The organism is Anaeroglomus insulsum (assembly GCF_050689095.1).
GTDB lineage: Bacteria > Planctomycetota > Phycisphaerae > Sedimentisphaerales > Anaerohalosphaeraceae > Anaeroglomus > Anaeroglomus insulsum.
The window spans coordinates 55,332-75,895 of sequence record NZ_JBOGCL010000013.1 but is presented as its reverse complement, the minus strand read 5'-3'; the positions used below and the strand labels follow the sequence as shown (position 1 = coordinate 75,895).

Annotated in this window: 13 protein-coding genes; 6 read left to right on the top strand and 7 right to left on the bottom strand. The window is 51.2% G+C overall.

Annotation, left to right across the window (positions count from 1 at the left end; translation table 11 throughout):
* The 4 genes from ACQ9LF_RS11965 to ACQ9LF_RS11950 form a co-directional block, all read right to left on the bottom strand.
* A partial coding sequence (locus tag ACQ9LF_RS11965) for a hypothetical protein (RefSeq protein ID WP_462489641.1) occupies nucleotides 1–593 on the bottom strand: 593 nt, incomplete at its 3' end.
* A gap of 52 nt (nucleotides 594–645) precedes the next feature.
* A complete protein-coding gene (locus ACQ9LF_RS11960; RefSeq protein ID WP_462489640.1) occupies nucleotides 646–1,284 on the bottom strand; it encodes an RNA polymerase sigma factor in 639 nt (212 codons plus the stop codon).
* A gap of 22 nt (nucleotides 1,285–1,306) precedes the next feature.
* The gene (locus ACQ9LF_RS11955) at nucleotides 1,307–2,287 is read right to left on the bottom strand and encodes a hypothetical protein (protein ID WP_462489639.1); all 981 of its coding nucleotides are present in this window, start codon (nucleotides 2,285–2,287) and stop codon (nucleotides 1,307–1,309) included.
* Nucleotides 2,288–2,459: 172 nt separating this feature from the next.
* On the bottom strand, nucleotides 2,460–3,440 hold the full coding sequence (locus ACQ9LF_RS11950) for a tRNA dihydrouridine synthase (protein ID WP_462489638.1): 981 nt from the start codon (nucleotides 3,438–3,440) through the stop codon (nucleotides 2,460–2,462).
* Between the two features lie 235 nt (nucleotides 3,441–3,675).
* On the opposite strand from ACQ9LF_RS11950, the gene ACQ9LF_RS11945 reads away from it, so the two are divergent.
* The 4 genes from ACQ9LF_RS11945 (at nucleotide 3,676) to ACQ9LF_RS11930 (ending at nucleotide 11,269) form a co-directional block, all read left to right on the top strand.
* Complete coding sequence (locus ACQ9LF_RS11945) at nucleotides 3,676–4,503, top strand: RHS repeat domain-containing protein (RefSeq protein ID WP_462489637.1); 828 nt, start codon at nucleotides 3,676–3,678, stop codon at nucleotides 4,501–4,503.
* 464 nt (nucleotides 4,504–4,967) lie between these two features.
* Entirely contained in the window at nucleotides 4,968–6,218 is a 1,251-nt protein-coding gene (locus ACQ9LF_RS11940; RefSeq protein WP_462489636.1) for an alginate lyase family protein, read from the top strand.
* Between the two features lie 20 nt (nucleotides 6,219–6,238).
* Nucleotides 6,239–8,116 (top strand): glycoside hydrolase family 97 protein, encoded by a 1,878-nt coding sequence (locus tag ACQ9LF_RS11935; protein ID WP_462489635.1) that lies wholly within the window; start codon nucleotides 6,239–6,241, stop codon nucleotides 8,114–8,116.
* 81 nt (nucleotides 8,117–8,197) lie between these two features.
* Nucleotides 8,198–11,269: a beta-L-arabinofuranosidase domain-containing protein gene (locus ACQ9LF_RS11930; protein ID WP_462489634.1), complete on the top strand. Its 3,072-nt coding sequence runs from the start codon at nucleotides 8,198–8,200 to the stop codon at nucleotides 11,267–11,269.
* Nucleotides 11,270–11,447: 178 nt separating this feature from the next.
* Here ACQ9LF_RS11930 and csrA read toward each other — a convergent pair whose 3' ends face one another.
* Nucleotides 11,448–11,690 (bottom strand): carbon storage regulator CsrA, encoded by a 243-nt coding sequence (csrA, locus tag ACQ9LF_RS11925; RefSeq protein ID WP_462489633.1) that lies wholly within the window; start codon nucleotides 11,688–11,690, stop codon nucleotides 11,448–11,450.
* Between the two features lie 307 nt (nucleotides 11,691–11,997).
* Nucleotides 11,998–12,966, bottom strand: a complete 969-nt coding sequence (locus ACQ9LF_RS11920) for a hypothetical protein (RefSeq protein WP_462489632.1) — start codon at nucleotides 12,964–12,966, stop codon at nucleotides 11,998–12,000.
* A gap of 321 nt (nucleotides 12,967–13,287) precedes the next feature.
* Between ACQ9LF_RS11920 and ACQ9LF_RS11915 the strand changes: the two genes are divergently transcribed.
* Entirely contained in the window at nucleotides 13,288–17,871 is a 4,584-nt protein-coding gene (locus tag ACQ9LF_RS11915; protein WP_462489631.1) for a PAS domain S-box protein, read from the top strand.
* 152 nt (nucleotides 17,872–18,023) lie between these two features.
* On the top strand, nucleotides 18,024–18,848 hold the full coding sequence (gene proC / locus ACQ9LF_RS11910; protein ID WP_462489630.1) for a pyrroline-5-carboxylate reductase: 825 nt from the start codon (nucleotides 18,024–18,026) through the stop codon (nucleotides 18,846–18,848).
* 55 nt (nucleotides 18,849–18,903) lie between these two features.
* Here proC and pruA read toward each other — a convergent pair whose 3' ends face one another.
* Complete coding sequence (gene pruA / locus ACQ9LF_RS11905) at nucleotides 18,904–20,532, bottom strand: L-glutamate gamma-semialdehyde dehydrogenase (protein ID WP_462489629.1); 1,629 nt, start codon at nucleotides 20,530–20,532, stop codon at nucleotides 18,904–18,906.
* Nucleotides 20,533–20,564 lie beyond the last annotated feature (32 nt).

Sequence of the window (20,564 nt, the reverse complement as noted above, 5' to 3'; positions counted from 1 at the left end):
TAGTCAATAATGACTGGTTCCTTGTCTTCCGATTCCTCTTCTGTCATCCCCAATCCCGGGTCTAAGCAGGCAAACATGAATTTTGCCGCCTGACGTCCGCTCTGTGTCAATTCCTGAACCTGCTGCCGGAAGGGGCTGACTAATGTGTATTCGGAAGGGATAATCTGTTTGTGTTCATCAATCCATTGACGATTGACCAGCGCCGGCAGGGCGGTTATATCCTGGCCCAGAACCCGTTCTTTTTGAAGCATCATGGTCAAATCATTCGAAATCGTCCACATGACTGCCGCGGGAACGGCCAGCAGCAGGATTGCTGCAGCCGCAGACCAGCGATGCCGACGATGGATTATCCGCCGTTTCTGGCTGATCGTTGTGCTGTGGAGATGTTCGGTGACTTTATGCTGAACCTCCAGGGAAGCCCTGGCCGGCAGCGACATTTCCATGTTCAGTTCCCGCTCGATGCCACGGCACAGATGATAAAACCGTCGGCAATGCTCGCAATGTTTCAAGTGGCCCGCGACATCATGCGACAGCACGGTATCATTTTCATCGGCGAGCTTTGAAATCTTCCATTTGTAATACCAGCATATCATCGTGTTACTCTATCCAATTCTTGTCTCGGTCAATGCAATGACTGCCCATTCTTTATTCCGCGGCAGCTTCGCTATACCCGGTCCGCTCAATCCGGCTGTGAAGCTTGATTCTGGCCCGATGCAGCAGTACCTTGACATGCGAATGGGTTTTATTCATGGCTTCGGCGATTTCCATCGTGGACAATTCCGCCCGATAACGGAGCAGCATGGCGGTATATTGGTCACTGCTGAGATGTTTTTCTGCAATATCCCAAAGCTGCTGATTCTCTTCCTTGCCTTCGACACTCTGATTGGGGCCGGGTTTGGTGCACCGCAGGATATTGGTTAGCGGCAGCAGAATTTTTTTTCGCCGCATCCGGGTTCGGAGCTGATTGAGGGCGATGGTGAATAACCAGGCGCTGAAGCTGCTGTCCTGTCGGCATTGGTCAATATTCCGCCACGCCAGAAGAAAGGTTTCCTGGGCCAGGTCTTCCGCATCGGCAAGATTGCGGAGCCTGGCGTAAAAGAATCGCAGGATACTGTCGGTGTGCAGCCGCACGAGTTCAGCAAACGAGTCTTTGCAGCCGGCCTTGGCGGCAATGACAAGCTCGCGCCGATTCGAACTGGCAGTCTTGCGAGCGGCATCCAGCGCCTCGCCTGCCAGAACGGTCTGCCCCAGAACAAAACTGACGGTTGTATCTGAACTGGCCATCCTCACAGCCTTTCAAAAAAGATTAATTGCGATTGCTCACGGCTTTGTTGCTGGTGCCGATAGCAGTCGCGTTCTCTTTAGCGGTCATCCTTTTGGCCGCCTTGCTCAGTGCATCCACAAAATCCGAGCTTTTGTATTCCATCCAGACACTCATTAATCCAGCGCTGGGCTGTATCTGAATCGCCTGAAGTATCGGCGACAGCTCCGGATTATTCTGTTTGACATCCAGCAGTCCGTACGCCAGTAAACCCCGGCAAATTTGCTCAATTTCCACGAGTTTATCCTGGGATGGAATCCCGACATCAACACGACACTGAAACCGCCCATTAACTTCACCGGCGGTCATCAGAAGCTGTTCCATGTGCTTCATCATGATGTCGTCTGGGTCATTCTTGGCGATTTCATAAACCTGGTCGGCCCGAACATACAAAAACTGTCCGGGTTCAGCAATGAAACCCGACAAATAAGACCCTGTTGCCGCATTTTCTGTCGTCCCATCCAGCACGTCAATGGCCTGTTGCACGGATTCGAGCGAGCCGGACATAATGATCAGATTATAACCCCAGATAGTGCCATATTCACGCTTATTTTTCTTGGAATTTTGGGCTTTCCAACTGTAAATCGTATGAGGCCCGTATGTTACCATCTCCGGTTGAGTCAGCAGGCTGATCAGCTTATTGGCATTAAATTCCGCGTGAATCAGGGCAACTGCATGATCCTGTTCATTATCGAATCCATAAATACTAACACTATGTACATCGTCAATTGGATGAAAGGAGTACATTTTTTTGAATTGCTCCATCTTTTCTTCAAGCCCTGCCTCGGCCGATTTCTGCCGCAAAAAGGAAAACATCGTGGTGGATTTGAAGGTATCCATGTCGGCGTGGAGAACCCAATTGGCGTGGCGATTGATCTGGGCGGGATTCAACGGTGCCCCCCAAATTGGAGCAATGCCAGCCGCAATGACTAAAATCAACGCGATATATTTGATTCTATTGATCATATAAAAACCTGTGATATCCAATATTATATTAACATCCTTCGGGATTTCCAGTGGTTAACCCAAATTCTGTTAATTTAGACGAGATACAGAAATAGCGGGTTACAGAGTATATATATCTAATAGACGCAAGGTATTATCTTTAATTGGCTGGATTTGCGACAAACCTGCCGGTTCAGGCGTACTGAATATACCACTGATTGATCAGGTCTCGGAGTTTTTGCGGTTCTTTGACCCGCATAAAATCCAGAAGCACTTTTTTGCGTTCGGGGTGTCGGTGGGCAAAACGGGCGGAAAATTTGCGAAAAAAGGACACGCCGCGTCGTCCGGGGCGTTCCTGATTGATCATTTCATAATGCTGGAGCATGATTTCTGCCTGCTCCTTGAGGCTGGGGGGCTGGGGCAGGGGGTTGCCTTCCCACAGGGCGATGCAATCGGAAAATATCCATGGATTGCCTATAGCCCCTCTGGCTATCAGCACGCCATCAACGCCGGTTTCCTGCATACGCTGTAAAATGGTAGGGGCGTCCATCAGGTCGCCGCTGCCGAATAATGTTAAATTGGGGTGTCTCTTTTTAACCTCTGCAATCACCGACCAGTCTGCCTTGCCTTTATACTTCTGCTCTACGGTCCGTCCATGAATCCCCAGTGCATCGACGCCATCGGCGACTGCATTATCAACAATCCGCCAGAAATCTTCTTTTGCAGCCTCACTATGGTCAAATCCAATCCGTAATTTCATCATCACAGGGCAATCCACCATTTCCCGTGTGCGGAGAAAGGCCTGCCGGACGATGTCCGGCTTGCGCATCAGCCAGCCGCCGCGTTCCCGACGAAGTACTTTCGGGACCGGGCAGGCAAAATTGAGGTCAATCATGTCGTATCCAAGCCGGCGGAATTGGGCTGCGGATTGTGCAATAGTGTCTGGATCATGTCCAAAAATCTGGGCGGCAACCGGGTGTTCATTTTCCAGACAATGGAATTTGGTCTGTTTGATGGCTTTGGGATGAAGCGATATGCGGTCCAGCATCACGCCGGTAAAGGTCAGGGGGCACCCGAACCGCCGGGCAATGATCCGCATGGGGTAGTCGGTATAGCCGCTTAACGCCGCCTGCAGAAACGGATTATTCAGTTGTATTGAGCCGATTTTCAGCATGGTTTCCTGTAAAAGTCAGGGATTGTAGGCTCAGCCAGCTTGAAAGTCAAGGGCCAAGAACCCACCTATGGACCTTGTTTTGTTATGGGAATACACGGCAAAATACGACCCGATGGGGAATTGAATCTGGAGAGAGTCGGTCGTCAATGGGGTGGCTGCCGGCCGGAAATATATCGTTGACATTTCCGGCGAATTGCCGACAATATTGTGCGAGATTGATGCGACAAGCAGCTCTTTGAAAAAATCATATTATTATGCCGATGGGCAAATCCTGAGTCAGCGGGTGCATGACCCCGTTGATCCGAATTCCTATACGCCGTATTTTTATGTGCATGACCGGTTGGGCAGTGTGCGGATGGTGGTGGATGATACCGGTGCGGCGGTATGCAGCTATACGTACCGGCCGTATGGGGCGTTCTATGACGGCGAATGTGTCGAAACCGCAGGCGTGGATAATCCCTGGAAATTTACCGGCCAGTATTACGATGCGGAGATTGAGCAGTATTACCTCCGCGCCCGCCAGTATGACCCCAAAATGATGCGGTTCACGTCAAGGGATCCTGTGAGGGGGAAATATCAAGAACCTCTAACCTTACATAAGTATCTTTATTGTATAAACAGCCCAACATATGGAGTGGACTGGACGGGTAAGTTTTCAATACCCGGGCTTCTTGTAAACATGAGCATCGGAACGGCTCTGGGAGCGATACATGGATTTGCAAGTGGACTGATAGCACTTGAAGAAGATTTAATCCTACACAGTATGAATGGAATGGAATTGACGGATGCCGAATTTACAGCAAAAGTTAAAACTTTTCTTATTGGTGGCACGGCTATAGGTGCAACAGGGGGGCTCTTGGCTGGGATAGGTGGTCCAGCAGCTATAAGGGCCACATTTGGAACAAAGGCATTGATTGGAGAAGTTTCTACGGCATTACTTGCAGGCGCGTTTGATGCCTGGGCAGATAAGGGATTGCAGGAAGGAAGTAAAACAGAAGAAATACAAGGGCGCTTAGCTCTGGCGTCGCTCAGGTTAGAGTCTGTTACGAGAGAGTGGTTCTAGGAGATGGGTTTATGAAACATTACATTATCTATGTTTTGTGTATATCAATTTGTGCAATATTTTCACCTCTATTGCTTTATTCGCTTTCTTTAAGGGGAGCAATAATCACTATTAGTATCGTGTTGCCTGCAATGACGTGTACTACTGCGCTTAATCTTCTTGGCAATAAACCGATATTGAGACCATATTTCTTCTGGTTTTTGGCAGTATTATTGATAACGTTATCGCAGTTGTTAGGTATATTGATTGTGAAATACCTCTTCGACAAATCAATCTGGTTAAATATTTCTTTGTATATGTATCTTGGGATGGCAATATATTTTATCGGCTTGCCTCAGTTATATTTTGCTTTACGCCATAAGAAAATTTAAATAGGATAAAGGGGACTTTTTCAACAGCCCCACTGTCCCTATTATTTTCTATTATTCTATTATTTTGTCACTGGTATTTCTGGGAACAGGACTATGTCTGGATGGAAACAGATGAATGTGTGGGTGATACTGTGGACGGCGATTTTCACTCTGCCGGCCCAGGCGGCATTTATCCATCCGGGGCTACTGCATACTCGAGAGCAATTGGATTTTGTCAAAGCTAAGGTCAAGGCACAAGAGCAGCCCTGGCTGAGCGGCTATGAACAGCTTTGCAGGCATCCACAGTCGAGTTATAGCTATGCAATCAAGGGCGGGTATACCGTAGTTGGACGGGGTAACCGGCAGGGTGACAACATGCACAAAAGCGAGTTCGACGCCGACTGCAATGCGGCCCATTATAATGCCCTGATGTGGTGTTTGACTGGCGACAGACGACATGCGGATAAAGCCAAAGAGATTTTGAATGCCTATGCCTCATCGCTCAAGGAAATCATCGGTACGGATAAGATTCTCATGGCGTCGCTGAATGGAGCCAAGCTGGTGTATGCCGCGGAATTGATTCGCCATACTGACGCGGGGTGGGATGCAGCCGACATCGACCGCTTTGAACATCTGCTGCTGGAGGTCTTTTATCCGGTCATCCGGGACTTTGCGGTTTTTGCCAATGGCAACTGGAGTACCGGCTGTGTCAAGACGATGATGGCTATCGGTATTTTTTGTGATAATCAGGACCTCTTTGACCGGGCGGTGGATTGGTATTACAACGGCACTGATAACGGTTCCCTGACGCATTATATCATCAACGAACAGGGGCAGTGTCAGGAAAGCGGACGTGACCAGCAGCATGTGCAGTTGGGGATTGCCCATCTGGCAGAAGCCTGCGAGATGGCATGGAATCAGGGCCTGGACTTGTATGGAGCTGCGGGCAATCGCCTGCTCAAGGGATTTGAATATACGGCCCAATTTAACTTGGGCTATGACGTTGCCTTTGTTTCCTGGCGGGATAAAACCGGCAAATATGACCACAAGACGATCTCAGATGACGGACGCGGACGACTTCGTCCGATTTGGGAGATGGTTTACAATCATTACCAGAACCGCAGGGGGATCGATTGTCCCTATACAAAGCAGGCCGTCCAAAAGGTCCGTCCCGAAGGTGCTGGTCCCAATGCCGACTGCTGCGGATTCGGAACGCTGTTGTTTTCACGGGCTCCGATTGATATTAAACAGGATGGTAATGACGGCTCTATAGATGTTGAGAAGAATAACGGGGCCAATTCTGATCGTTCTGTTCACTGCTCTCTGCAACCGCAGAGCGATATGGAGGCAGGGTTTAACAAATAGACAGGTAAGAAAGGTTATTTATGACACAGTGTCCCCAACGTGTAATCGGAACCTGTATTTTGATGTTCGGTGTTTTGCTGTGCCGGACACCGGCGTGGTGTCAAAGCGGCAGCCGGGCCGAGTCTCCTGACGGGCAGGTGGTTATTTATTTTACACTGCAGGCAGGAGGAATCCCGACCTACAGGATAGACTATCTGGGCAAACCTCTGGTACTCGAATCCCGATTGGGCTTCCAGGGCGATTTTAATCAGAATTTTGAAGTCATCGACACCTCAACCAGTACTCATGAGGGGCACTGGACCAATGAGTTCGGCGAGCGTCGGCTTGTGCCGGATAATTATTGTGAGATGGTCGTAAACCTAAAACACGACAGCGGGTGTCTGATGCAAATTTGCTTTCGGGCATACAACGAAGGCGCTGCATTTCGGTATTTTTTCCCAAAGCAGGAAAAGCAAACGTTTGTTTTTCCGGACGAAAGAACCGAGTTTCGACTGCCTGAAGGCACGTGGGGTTACCAGGAGCAGGGAACGGAAGGGGAGTACCAGCGGTCGAACATTGCGGATATTCAACCTTACTGCGAGCGACCGCTGACACTGGAATATGCCCAGGGACACTGGGCCTCGCTGGCGGAAGCGGCCAATATGGATTATCCCCGGATGCTGCTGTCACCGCTGGAAGGAGTGCCGGGAGCACTGGTTAGTGCACTGGGTGGTCGGACATCCAATACCTCCCGTCCCAGTCAGCGGCACGATTCGACTGTGACCTTCAAAGCGGGCCAGGGTACGCCCTGGCGTATGCTGGTCGTTGGCAAGCGGCCCGGCGACCTGCTGGAACGCAACTATCTGATGCTGAATCTCAATCCGCCGTGTGTGTTGAAGGATACATCCTGGATTAAGCCAGGCAAGGTGATGCGGGATACCATGCTGAGCACTGCTAATTCGAAGGCGATTATTGACTTTGCAGCGGTCGGCGGACTGGACTATGTCCTCCTGGATGCAGGGTGGTATGGATCCGAAGATGCGAAAACTGGAGATGCAACGACCGCCCGAAAGGAGGCTCTGGATATTCCGGAGATCATCCGTTACGGCCGGCAGAAGAACGTGGGGCTTATGGTGTATGTGGACCGGCGCCAGATTAAAAGCCAGCGGGATATTCTGTTTCCACTCTACGAACAGTGGGGTGTTAAGGGGGTCAAAATCGGCTTTATTGAGGTGGGACCGCAGCAGGAAAGCCTCTGGACCACCGAAACTATCGCAAGGGCAGCTGACCATCATCTTATGCTCAATATCCATGACGGCTATCGGGCAACCGGCAATAACCGCACCTACCCCAACCTGATGACAGTGGAGGGGATTCGGGGCAACGAGCACATGCCAACGCCGGAGCATAACTGCACCCTGCCGTTTACGCGGTATATTGCAGGTATCGGCGATTATACTATTTGCTATTATGACAGCCGGCTTAAGACCACCCACGCCCACCAGCTGGCGATGGCAGTCGTGTCGTTCAGCCCGCTGCAATGGATTTACTGGTACGATAAACCTGCTATGTACCGAGATGAGCCGGAAGTGGAGTTCTTCCGCCAGGTGCCGACGGTCTGGGATGAAACGAAGGTTATTGCCGGTGAGATTGGCAGATTTGCGATTATCGCGCGCCGCAGCGGTGACCAGTGGTTCATCGGCACGATTAATAACTCGCAGCCTCGTCAGTTGCAGATACCGCTGCATTTTCTGGATAAAAACAGGGCGTATACTGCCAGCGTCTATGCGGATGACCCAACCGTTCAAAGCCGGACCAAGGTCAGAATCGACAGACGCCCAGTCGATTCCAGGTCCGTTCTGGACGTGCCGCTTCTGGCTGGCGGCGGACAGGCCGTATGGATTCAGCCTGCACAGTGATTTTTTTTCAGAGAGCTTGCCAAACTCTTTCCCTGCGGATACACTATGGGCATCAAAGCGTTCCATTATAGGAGTCTAAACATGTGTAGAGTGTCGGCCGTGTACCTGTTGTTTACAGCAATTCTGTCCTGTCTGATTTGCCCGGAGGTTCGCAGTGCAGAGGGCGACCAGTTCCTCGATGGTATTGGCGAGACGGCATTGATTGCCCGCTATTTATTCAATGGAAATCTCGAAGATCGGTCACGCAACAGTTTTCATGCCGTCCTGCATGGCCAGGGGGGCGTATTTGTGGACGATGAACAGTTTGGCAAAGTCCTGTCCCTGCCGGGGGGGACGCAGGGGGCTTATGTTCAGATTCCTGGTCAGGCCCTGGTGGACATCGAAAATCTCAGTGTGACCGGCTGGATTCAGGTCAGAGAAACGGCTCCCTGGCAGCGGTTTTTTGACTTGGGGCAGGATACGGAACACTATCTGTACTGTACCCCGGTCGGTGAGGGACGGTCCAGCGGCTGTCGTGTTCGTATGACCGCCCGGGGATATGGTCAGGAGATGGGGCCTGCTGCGTTTGCCGTGTCCCAGGGCCAATGGGTCCATCTAGCGGCTGTGCTGGATGCAGCCCAAAAAACGCTGAGTCTTTATGTCAATGGCGTTCGGGTGGGACAGGGCACGGATGTACCCTGGTCGTTGACCGACATTCTGAATCAGGATAATCCCTCTGCCAACAAGTTGTATCTTGGCAAATCTTTATTTGATGGCGATGCGTCTTTGGCAGGCAGGTTATATGATGTTCGTTTTTACAGTATTGCTCTGACCGATGCCCAGGTCGCCGTAATCCACCACAATGCAATTTCGGATGAACCGATGGCCATTACAGAAAGCACCCCCCCAAAAAAAACGGAAGTACAACAACAGGAACAGGGAGGCCGTATTTTAGTGAAAGGATTGACTGGTGTACCGGATATCGCAGTTGAAACGACTGTAGGACATTTGCCCCACCTGCCTTTCACTATCCCTGGAACCTATCGCGATAATGCCTCAGGGCCGCAGGTTCGCGTCGTCTGGCCGGCCCCAACAGACAATCGCGATGTCTTGCAGACCGGAACTTACACAGTAATAGGGTCTGTCCCCGGCACATCATTTAAGCCCAAGGCGATTGTTACGGTAGTGGCAAAGCCCCGCACTGAACCGGTTGCGAAACTTGTCTTAAAGCCATTTGCTTTGGGGCAGGTCACTTTGGATCCAGACAAAGAGGGGCGAGATACCCCATTTATCAAAAACCGCAATAAATTTATTCAAGGCCTGGCCAGGACTGACCCCAATACCTTCCTTTACAATTTCCGGGATGCCTTTGGCCAGAAACAGCCCGAGGGTGTTCGCCCGTTAGGAGGGTGGGACAGCCAGACCACCCGGTTGCGGGGTCATGCCACCGGCCACTATCTGACGGCCATTGCTCAGGCGTATGCCAGTACAACCTATGATGCGGATTTGCATGCCAAGTTTTCACAAAAGATGGACTATATGGTTAATGTCCTGTATGACCTGTCGCAGAAATCCGGCAAGCCTGTCACTGCCGGCGGCCCATGCAATTCCGACCCGACAACCGTTCCGCCGGGGCCCGGCAAAAGCGGCTATGATTCAGACTTGAGCCGCGAGGGGATTCGCACGGATTACTGGAATTGGGGAGAAGGCTTTATCAGTGGTTATCCGCCTGACCAGTTCATTATGCTGGAACAGGGAGCCAGCTATGGCGGCCGCAACAATCAGATTTGGGCGCCCTATTATACCCTCCACAAAATCCTGGCCGGTCTGATGGATTGCTACGAAGTGGGGGGCAATCCCAAAGCCCTGGATATCGCCAAAGGGATGGGAATCTGGGTCTATCAGCGTCTCAGGATCCTGCCTGCGGAAACCCGTATTCAGATGTGGAATCGCTACATTGCCGGCGAATACGGTGGAATGAATGAGGCAATGGCCCGGCTGTATGTATTGACGGGCGATAAGCGTTTTCTGGAATGTGCCCGGTTGTTTGATAATACGAGTTTCTTCTTTGGTAATGCGGCACACGAACATGGTCTGGCGAAAAATGTCGATACGCTCCGCGGCAAACACGCCAATCAGCATATTCCGCAGATTATCGGATCGCTGGAAACATATTTAGGGACCGGCGATGTTGCCTATTACCGTGTGGCGCAGAATTTCTGGAATATCTGTACGCATTGCTATATGTACTCCATTGGCGGTGTAGCCGGAGCCAGAAACCCAAATAATGCTGAATGTTTTACTGCTCAGCCTGATACCCTGTTTACCAATGGATTCTCGGAAGCAGGACAAAACGAAACCTGTGCGACGTACAACCTGCTCAAGCTTAGCCGCCAGCTCTTTATGTTCGAGCAGGATGCCAAATATATGGATTACTACGAGCGGGCTTTGTACAACCATATCCTGGCTTCGGTGGATGAGGACAATCCGGGTAATACGTACCATGTCCCGCTTAATCCGGGGGCCCGCAAAAGCTTTGGCAATGCACAGATGGATGGGTTTACCTGCTGCAATGGGACGGCCCTGGAAAGCAGTACCAAGCTTCAGGATTCCATCTATTTCAGGGCTGCTGATGACAGTGCATTATATGTCAATTTATATATCCCATCGACTCTGACCTGGCCTCAGAAACAGGTTACGGTGAAGCAATCGACCAATTTTCCCTATTCAGATACCAGCACTCTGACGCTGACCGGCGGCGGGGCCTTCGCGGTTTATGTGCGTGTCCCGGCATGGGCCACCCGGGGATTCATGGTCAAGATCAACGGTAAACCGCAGACGGTTCAGGCAAGTCCGGGCAGCTATCTGAACCTGGGGCAGACCTGGAAGGATGGCGATACCATCGAATTGACGATGCCGATGTATTTCCACCTGGTTTCAGTAATGGATCAGCCTAATATTGCCAGTATTTTTTACGGGCCGATTCTGCTGGCTGTCGAAGAACCAGCTTCCCGCACATCCTGGCGCAAAATGACGCTCAATGCCGAGGATATCGGCAAATCATTCACCGGAGAACCTGCCACGCTGCGGTTTAGCTCCCATGGCGTGAATTTCAAACCCTTCTATGAAATATACAGCCGTCATTCGGTCTATCTGGACATTACGCTGGAATAGAAATGGGTTTATGATGAATACCTGTCGGGTGGATGCCTGGTTGTGCTCAAGATACAAACCAAACAAATAAGGTGTACAGCTTAGTCCGTGTGTGAGGAGATTTCATAGCGCAAAAAAAAGCCCCATCGTCAACGCGAGGACGGGGGCCTGACAGGTTATCGGGTAGATTGCTTAAAGCTTAGGAGGCCTTGGAGTTGACCGCGTGAGGGTCCGCATCACCGGTATCCTTATGGGCGTCTGAGTCCTGAGCTTGCTGTTTTTCCTTTTGAATCGCCAGGTAGATTTCTTTTCGGTGAACTGCTACCGAGCGGGGGGCTGAGATTCCCAGCCGCACCTTGTCGCCGCGGACATCGACGATGGTGATTTCCACCTCGTCACCGATCATGATTGACTCATCCTTTTGTCTGCTTAAAACCAGCATACTTGTCTCCTTGACCCCGCTGTCTTAAATCCCTTATCTGGCAATTTCCAACGGTCTATTATTCATACGTTTTCCAAACGTATCCGGACAGGTTTTTTACAGGTACTATTCAGGTTCTTGCCCGGCACATCATTTTTCGGCAGTTCAGGTTGGCTTAAGTAATGCTTTTTTTAGCGGTCTTCTATATTTTTCAGATAAAGTCGTACTGATTTAATTATAACGCATTTATATTCAAGCGGTTATGGATTTATTTGAAAAATATTGTTTTTTTTGTGCTTGAGAAAGGGATGAATATTATAGGACTTTTTCAGCCTTGTTTTGGGGATTCCAAGACCTTTTTTGCTGACTGAAAGCCTGTGAATGCCCCCAATGCACCGAAAGCGACCATCTGCAAGGGCAAGATCGCACAAATGGCTTTGGGAAAATAGGCAACCGCCCAGTATCGAGTCATTTGCTCGGCTACTGCCGGGCTGGCTGCGTATCGCATAGCCAGGAATGTCGCTATAACGGTACAGAGTGTGGGAATGATATAACTTGTTTTTGCAAAATACTTTACGACATAACCGGCGGCTAAAAAGGAAACGAACACCGCAAAGGCAACCTGTCCTTTGCCGGGCTGACCGATGACCTGACCGAGCTGGGGGTCCTGCTGACGGACATCCTGAGCCAGGATAGAAATCAGAAACTGCACGATAACCACCGATGCGATAGCCGCCAGAAGCACATACAGCGGTTTGCCTTCGTCGGACAATTTTTTGATAGTCAGTTCCGGCATCTTCTTTTTATGCAGAACCCAGCCCGCAAGCATACCCAGCAAGCCCGCAATTACCGGCAAAAGCCAGAATAAACCCTCCCAGCCAAGGATGGTATACACTTTCTGACGTTCAACAAGGGTGGAATTGGTAATCAGCAGCGTACGCATGTCGCCAGAGGCGAAACACCATGCTGACATCCCGGCCGGAACTGCCAGTGGGGCTGTCGAGATACCTTCAGGATACCCAGCCCAGTAGGCCGCAAAGCCGGCAGCAAAGCCCAGCACACACAACCAGAGTCCATGAAATGGACGGACAATCCCCTCGACCAGACATATTGCACCGAGGGGATCTGCGGGACGAACCAGGGGCCAGCCCAGCCAGCCGACAAGAATCAGTCCAACCAGAATTGCCCCCAGCGTTCGAAGTCGGGTCAACCAATGGACATTAAACAGGCTCAGCAACAGGTAGATGCCTGCCAGCCCGCCAACCGCACGCAATAGAATGTCATAGGTTAGTGTCATAATTGGCCTATACAGTATCAGCATTATCCCGAATGGTCAAGCATATTTGTCCTGTGGTGGTATTTATCGCCCAACGGGTGAGGTATTATTCTCGGACCATGAATTCAATTCTGCTGTGCCAATCTGCCGGCCAGACGAGGTGGCAAACAAATATTGGATATCTTGAGGCTTTTTATCGGACTACAGAAAAACAGCTAAGTCTCCCCCTGTGTTCGACGATAAAGAATCCAGAATGCAAGACACGGTGTAATGCTATAGAAATGGTTGTTTTGGAGCATTCATGTTCCAAAGCAAGGCAATGATACCTAAAGGACTATTGGGATGAGCCAATCCTCATCTTCTGACATAATAGCAAAACAGCGTCAGCGGCAAATGACGGCCATGCTGGTTATGCTGGGGCTGCTGGGGATTGCTTTTCTGAGTCTTGTTCTGTTGCAGACGAAGCACTGGACCAATCAGCATATTGAAGAAATGTCTGCTCAACAGGCCCGACTGGGAGCCGTATTCGACACCGCCATTCGTCATTATATTGGCCAGTATATACGTCCGGAGTTGGAACAACGGATTGGCCCGGATGAATTTATCGTTGAGGCGATGTCCACATCCTTCGTAGCTCGCAGTGTATTTGACAGTGTCCGCAAAGAATTTCCCGAATACCTGCTGCGGTTTCCTTCGACCAATCCCCGCAATCCTGCTAACAGGGCAACGGAACAGGAAGCAGATATTATTCGCTATTTTCAAAACAATCCAAAGGCCTCTCTCTGGACCGGAACACTTATTCATGAGGGACAGACATACTATGTCCGTGCACTGCCGCGGCGGTTTGAACAAAGCTGTCTGCGCTGTCATGGCCAGCCCAGCGAGGCTCCGGCCAGTATGGTTTCCCGTTATGGGAACACCGCCGGCTTTGGACGTACGATCGGGGATGTTTCCATTGACCTGGTGGGGATCCCCCTGGATAGCGTAAAGCGTGCTGCGCAGGCCGATGGCCGGCGTCAGATGGCCGGAGCATTAGGATTATGCGGGGTGTTTTTGGGGCTGATTGCATGTATTGTATATCTGGATATCAAGCGAAGCAAAGACGCCGAACAAATGCTGGAAAAGCGAATCGGGGCACTGACGCAGCCGCTGGATCATTCAGAACACATTGCTTTTGAAGATTTGTTTAATATCGAGGAAATCCAGCGAATTCAGGATGATTTTGCCGCCGCCACCGGCGTTGCCTCGGTTATTACCACCCCCGACGGCAGACCCATCACACGTCCCAGCCATTTCTGTCGATTATGTAAAGATATTATCCGGAATACGAAAGAAGGCCTGAAAAATTGTATGCATTCCGATGCGTGTCTGGGTAAGCATAATCCCGACGGTCCCATCATTCAGCCGTGCCTGAGCGGGGGATTGTGGGATGGCGGCGCCAGTATCACGGTGGGCGGGCGTCATATTGCCAACTGGCTGATTGGGCAGGTCCGGGATCAGACCCAAACCGAAGAGCAGATGCTGGTTTATGCCCGTCGGATCGGAGCTGATGAAAAAGCCTTTCTTGAGGCCTTTCGTGAGGTCCCGATGATGACACGACAGCGATTCGAAGTGATTTGTCGGGCGCTGTTTACCATGGCCAGCCAGTTATCCAAAAGTGCCTATCAGAATCTGCAGCAAGCCCGTTTTATCGCCGACCGCAAACGGTACGAAGAACAGTTGCGCCGTTCAGAGCAAAAATATCGCTCGCTGTTTGACTTGACCGGTGATGCCATTATGCTGCTCGATAGAGAAGGGTTTATCGACTGCAATGAGACCACGCTGTCGCTGTTTGGCTGTGCCAGCAAAGAACAGTTCCGTTCCTATCATCCCGGGCTGTTATCGCCGGAAAAGCAACCCTGTGGGACGGATTCAAGGGAATTGGCCAATCGGTATATTGATGAGGCTATGCGAAGAGGCCGTGTTCATTTTGACTGGCTCCACAAACGGCTGGATAATGGCAAGGTATTTCCTGCCGAGGTTCATTTGAGTGTTTTTGAACTGGAAGGGAAACCAGCCCTTCAGGCAGTGGTTCGCGATATCACCGAGCGCAAGCAGGTGGAGCAGGCACTCCGGGAAAGTGAACGAAAGCTGTTATCATTGATGGGGAACATGCCTGGGATGTCCTATCAGTGCAAAAATGATCGTGACTGGACCATGAATTTTGTCAGCGAAGGCTGCCTTGAATTAACCGGATATGAACCGTCCGAGCTGATTGATAACGCGGTCGTGTCATTTAATGATATTATTCTCCCCGAATATCGGGACAGCCTCTGGGACAAGTGGCAAGCGGTTTTAGCGAATCGGCAACGGCTGACGGAGGAATACCGTATCCGTGCCAAAGATGGAACCATCAAGTGGGTCTGGGAACAGGGGCATGGGGTTTATGATGAAAACGGCCGTGTGATTGCCCTGGAAGGCTTTATTACGGATATCACTGCCCGCAAGCAGGCAGAAGAGTCTCTGGCCGATGAAACCATCCGACGGCGTGTCCTGTTTGAACAGTCTCCTGACGGGATTGTTGTGCTGGACCAGAATGGCAAGGTCTATGAAGCCAACCCCCAGTATGCCCAAATGCTCGGCTATACTCTGGAGGAAGTGTATCAATTGCATCTCTGGGACTGGGATGCGCAGTGGACACGCCAGGAGTTATTGCAGCGAGTGCGAGATATCCAGATTACCGGCAATCACTTTGAGACACGGCATCGTCGAAAAGACGGCAGTATTATCGATGTCGAAATCAGCAGCAGTGTTGCCGTCTGCAGTGGTCAGAAACTGGTTTTCTGTCTGTGCCGGGATATTTCAGATCGCAAGCGAAGTGAAGCCAATTTGCGAAATGCCCTGGCCGAAGCCGAACGATTGAACCGTTATCTGGAAGAGCAAACGGCTTATGCCAACAAGATGGCGGCGATGGCCGAATCGGCCAGCATTGCCAAAAGCGAGTTTCTGGCCAATATGAGCCATGAGATTCGCACGCCGATGAATGGTGTTATCGGGATGGCCGGCCTGCTGCTGGATACCGATCTGAACGAGGAACAGCGTCAATACGCCGAGATTGTGCGGAATTGCGGGGAGTCGCTGCTGGGCCTGATTAACGATATTCTGGATTACTCCAAGATTGAGGCCAACAAGCTGGAACTGGAAGCCCTGGACTTTGATTTGCGGGATGTGCTGGAGGATTTTGCCGGGATGATTGCGGTCAAGGCCCATGAGAAGGGGGTGGAATTTGTGTGTGCGGCCAATCCGGATGTGCCGTCCTATGTCAATGGCGACCCGGGCCGACTGCGTCAGATATTGACCAATCTAACAGGAAATGCAATCAAGTTTACGGAACGGGGCGAAGTGGCGGTCCGTGTGGAAACCGTATCCAGAACTGGCGAACAGGTGGTGCTGCGGTTTGGGGTCCGTGATACCGGAATCGGTATCCCGGCCGATAAAATGGATTCTTTGTTTGAGAAGTTTACCCAGGTGGATGCTTCAACGACACGCAAGTACGGCGGTACCGGCCTGGGACTGGCGATTTCCAAGCAGCTTGTAGAAAAGATGGGCGGACAGATTGGTGTCATCAGCCAGGAGGGCAAGGGATCTGAATTCTGGTTTACAGTGAAACTGGGCTTGCAGCCCGAACAGGACTGTCCCCGCAATACCTGCACCAAGATTCAGGGCAAGCGTATTCTGATTGTGGATGATAACGCCACCAACCGTGAGATTCTGGCTGCACGGCTGTCCGCATGGGGAGCCGAGGCGGTTGAATCACCCGGCGGCCTGGAAGCCCTGCAAATACTGGACGAGGCATACCGGGCGGGAGCCCCGTTGGATATTGTCATTACGGATATGCAGATGCCGGGGATGGACGGTCTGATGCTGGGCAGGGCGATTCGTCGGGACTGGCGATTTAATGGGCTATGCCTGATGATGATGAGCTCTCTGGGCCGCCAGGAAGACAGCACTGTATTGGCAGAACTGGGATTTGCAGCCAGTCTGACCAAGCCAATACGTCCATCGGAGCTGTATGCCAGGCTGATGACGGCCATCACAGGGGTCAAAAATCCAGGGATTTCCAGGACACATACACACACTCGAACCGAACCCCTGACACTGAGTAAGTCTGTGCGGATTTTGCTGGTGGAGGACAATATTACCAATCAGCAGGTGGCTATCGGTATGCTCAAAAAGATGGGACTTCATGCGGATGCTGTTGCCAACGGTGTTGAAGCAATCAAGGCCCTCGAGTTTATTCCCTACGATTTGGTACTGATGGATGTTCAAATGCCCGAGATGGATGGGCTGGAAGCGACACGCCATATTCGACATCCCGAATCGAGGGTCTTGAATCACAGGATTCCGATTATTGCCATGACTGCCCATGCCATGCAGGGAGATCGGGAGAAGTGTCTTGAGGCGGGGATGGATGATTACATAACCAAACCCGTGACTGCCGGGACGCTGACCGAGAAACTGGCCCTGTGGCTTCCCTGTGAGAATATCGTTGCGAAGCCTGCATTGACCTCGCCAATGCCTGCGCCGCAGCCGTTGGAGGGTCAGCAGGTCCCGGTGGTTTATGACCGAGCTGGGTTCCTGGAACGGCTGATGGGTGACGAAGAAACGGCTAAAGTCGTTCTGGACATCTTTCTGCAAGATATACCCAAACAGCTTGAAGCTGTCAAAGCAGCGATGGATGCCTGTGACCCTGTTGCATTGGCAAACGTTGTTCATAGCATTAAAGGAGCGGCGGCCAATATTGGCGGCGAAGCTCTGCGCGATCTGGCGGCTGCAATGGAACAGGCATGCAAGGTCGGAAAAGCGGAATGGGCACTTCAACAGTATCCTGAACTCTGCCAGCAATTCCAACGCCTTAAAGAGGCAATAGAACATCCTTCCCTATGAGGTTAAATGAGCATCGGGGGACGGGGATAGAATAAATCACGTTGGTACCGTTCCGTGCCGTGGTATGGGTATCGATGGAAAAAAGGCTTTACTGGGGAAGGGTATTTAGTTATATTATATCGACTTTATCCCTGAAAATTTTGGAGATATGCATGGAAACCATTGGAATTATCGGCGGCGGGAACATGGCCGAGGCGATTATTAAAGGCATTATCGGGTCGGGTATATACAAAGCTCGGGATATTATGGCCTCCGATGTCCGGCCGGAGCGGCTGGAATTTCTTGCCAAAGAATATAAGATTAAAACGACGCTGAATAATGAGGAATTGGTGACGCATGCCAACGTCCTGCTGATTTGTGTCAAGCCGCAAAATGTCAAGAAGATGCTCGACGGAATTGAGGGTAAGACCCGCAACAATACGCTGGTTATTAGTATTGCAGCTGGCATTACTACTGCTTATCTGGCCCAGCGTCTGAGCAACTGTCAAATTATTCGTGTGATGCCCAATACCCCGGCGATGGTTGGCGAGGGGGCTACGGCACTGTATTCCGCCAATGCATCGAAAGAATCCATTGACCATACACTCAAGCTGTTTTCAGCGGTGGGACGGGCGGTCCTGGTGGATAAGGAGGAACTGATTGATGCGGTGACAGCCATCAGCGGATCAGGCCCGGCGTATTTTTTCCTGCTGATGGAAGAGATGGTCAAGGCGGGAGTCAGGATGGGGATTCCGGTGGATATTGCTGAAGACCTGGTGTATCAGACTGCCAAGGGGGCCGGAGTGCTGGCTAAACAGGCTTATGCCCGCGGGGAAAGCCCCGCCGAACTGCGGCGGAAAGTAACCTCACCCAACGGAACGACAGAAGCGGCGATTAAGGTATTCGGCCAGTTGAATCTGGGCGATACGCTGTTTGCTGGTTTTGAGCGGGCTCGGCAGCGAAGTATGGAACTGTCCAAAGAAGTCGAAAACAGCTAAATGTTATTCGCAGGCATAAAAAAGCCCCACCTGTATCAGGCGGGGCTTTTTGTTTTTATTCCATAAACGGATAGCGGTAATCGGTCGGGGGGATGAAGTTTTCCTTGATCGCCCGCAGCGATACCCAGCGGGTCAGATTCATCATCGAGCCGGCCTTGTCATTGGTACCGGAGCCGCGAGCCCCGCCAAAGGGCTGCTGACCAACAACGGCACCGGTAGGCTTGTCGTTGATGTAAAAGTTGCCAGCCGCATGCCGCAGTTTATCCAGTGCAAGATCAATTGCGTAGCGGTCGCGGGCAAAAACACAGCCGGTCAGACCGTAGATGCTGCTCTGATCGCATAGCTCAAGAGCCTGTTCGTATTCGGCATCTTCATAAGCAAACACAGTCAGAATAGGAGCAAAGATTTCCTCGACCATCGATTCATAGTAAGGATTGGTTGTTTCAATTAGGGTAGGCTCAATAAAATACCCGGTTGTGTCATCACATCCGCCGCCGAAGAGGATTTTGGCTTCATTGGAAACGCGGGCCCGCTCGATGAACCCTTTGGTATTGTTGAAGGAATCACCATCGATGACAGCGTTCATGAAATTGCGGAAGTCCTGGACCGGGCCGATTGTGACCGTCTTGAGCTGGTCGATGAGCTGGGCCTTGATTTTGGGCCAGATGCCCCGGGGGACATAAACCCGCGAAAGGGCTGAACATTTTTGGCCCTGATATTCAAACGCACCGCGGATCATCGCGGTCACGGTTGCGGCAATATCGGCGGAAGTGTGGATGACCATAAAATCTTTGCCGCCGGTTTCGCCAACGATGCGGGGATAGGTCTTGTATTTGGAAATCTGATCGCCGATGGTTTTCCACATACCCTGAAAAACGCTAGTGCTGCCGGTAAAATGCAGACCGGATAACAGAGGAGAATCAAGGACCGGAGTGCCAACGCTGGACCCGGAACCTGGAATGAAATTGATGACCCCATCGGGCAGACCGGCTTCATGAAGAATCTGCATAATCCAATACCCCGCATAAACAGCGGTCGAGGCGGGTTTCCACAGCACGGTGTTGCCCATCATGGCCGGGGCCGTGCTCAGATTGCCGCCGATGGAGGTGAAGTTAAACGGCGTCACGGCAAAAACAAATCCTTCCAGGGCCCGGTATTCGACAAAATTCAGGTTGCCATAGGGAGAGTACAAGGGGCGGTCTTTGTAAAGTTCCTGCATATAATAAGGGTTGAACCGCCAGAAATCAACTAATTCACAGGCACTGTCAATCTCCGCTTGATAGGCATTTTTGCTTTGATTGAGCATCGTTGCGGCGTTGAGGATATAGCGGTATTTGCCGCTGAGCAGGTCGGCGGCCTTCAGAAAGACCGAGGCTCGCTGCAGATAGGGCAGCGTTTCCCAATCGTGTTTGGCTTTCTGAGATGCTTCGATGGCCAGTTGGACTTCTTTGGGACCGGCCTTATGATACGTAGCCAGTATGCTGCTGTGGTTGTGCGGTTGGATACATGTGCCGATATGGCCAGTGCGGATTTCCTTGCCCCCGATGATCAGAGGGATTTCAAGATGCTGTGACTCCAGTTGTGCAATGGCCTGTTTCAATAGGGTCCGTTCTTTGGTGCCAGGGGCATAGGAATAGACCGGTTCATTGACTGGTTTGGGGATATTGCTGATCGTATTGTTCACAGAAGCTCTCCGCCAAAAAAGGAATTCATTTC

What these genes read in the sequence shown, in the direction of transcription:
- ACQ9LF_RS11960 (WP_462489640.1), bottom strand. Translation starts at nt 1,284, where the DNA reads ATGGCCAGTTCAGATACAACCGTCAGTTTTGTTCTGGGGCAGACCGTT.
- ACQ9LF_RS11955 (WP_462489639.1), bottom strand. Translation starts at nt 2,287, where the DNA reads ATGATCAATAGAATCAAATATATCGCGTTGATTTTAGTCATTGCGGCT.
- ACQ9LF_RS11950 (WP_462489638.1), bottom strand. Translation starts at nt 3,440, where the DNA reads ATGCTGAAAATCGGCTCAATACAACTGAATAATCCGTTTCTGCAGGCG.
- ACQ9LF_RS11940 (WP_462489636.1), top strand. Translation starts at nt 4,968, where the DNA reads ATGTCTGGATGGAAACAGATGAATGTGTGGGTGATACTGTGGACGGCG.
- ACQ9LF_RS11935 (WP_462489635.1), top strand. Translation starts at nt 6,239, where the DNA reads ATGACACAGTGTCCCCAACGTGTAATCGGAACCTGTATTTTGATGTTC.
- ACQ9LF_RS11930 (WP_462489634.1), top strand. Translation starts at nt 8,198, where the DNA reads ATGTGTAGAGTGTCGGCCGTGTACCTGTTGTTTACAGCAATTCTGTCC.
- csrA (WP_462489633.1), bottom strand. Translation starts at nt 11,690, where the DNA reads ATGCTGGTTTTAAGCAGACAAAAGGATGAGTCAATCATGATCGGTGAC.
- ACQ9LF_RS11920 (WP_462489632.1), bottom strand. Translation starts at nt 12,966, where the DNA reads ATGACACTAACCTATGACATTCTATTGCGTGCGGTTGGCGGGCTGGCA.
- ACQ9LF_RS11915 (WP_462489631.1), top strand. Translation starts at nt 13,288, where the DNA reads ATGAGCCAATCCTCATCTTCTGACATAATAGCAAAACAGCGTCAGCGG.
- proC (WP_462489630.1), top strand. Translation starts at nt 18,024, where the DNA reads ATGGAAACCATTGGAATTATCGGCGGCGGGAACATGGCCGAGGCGATT.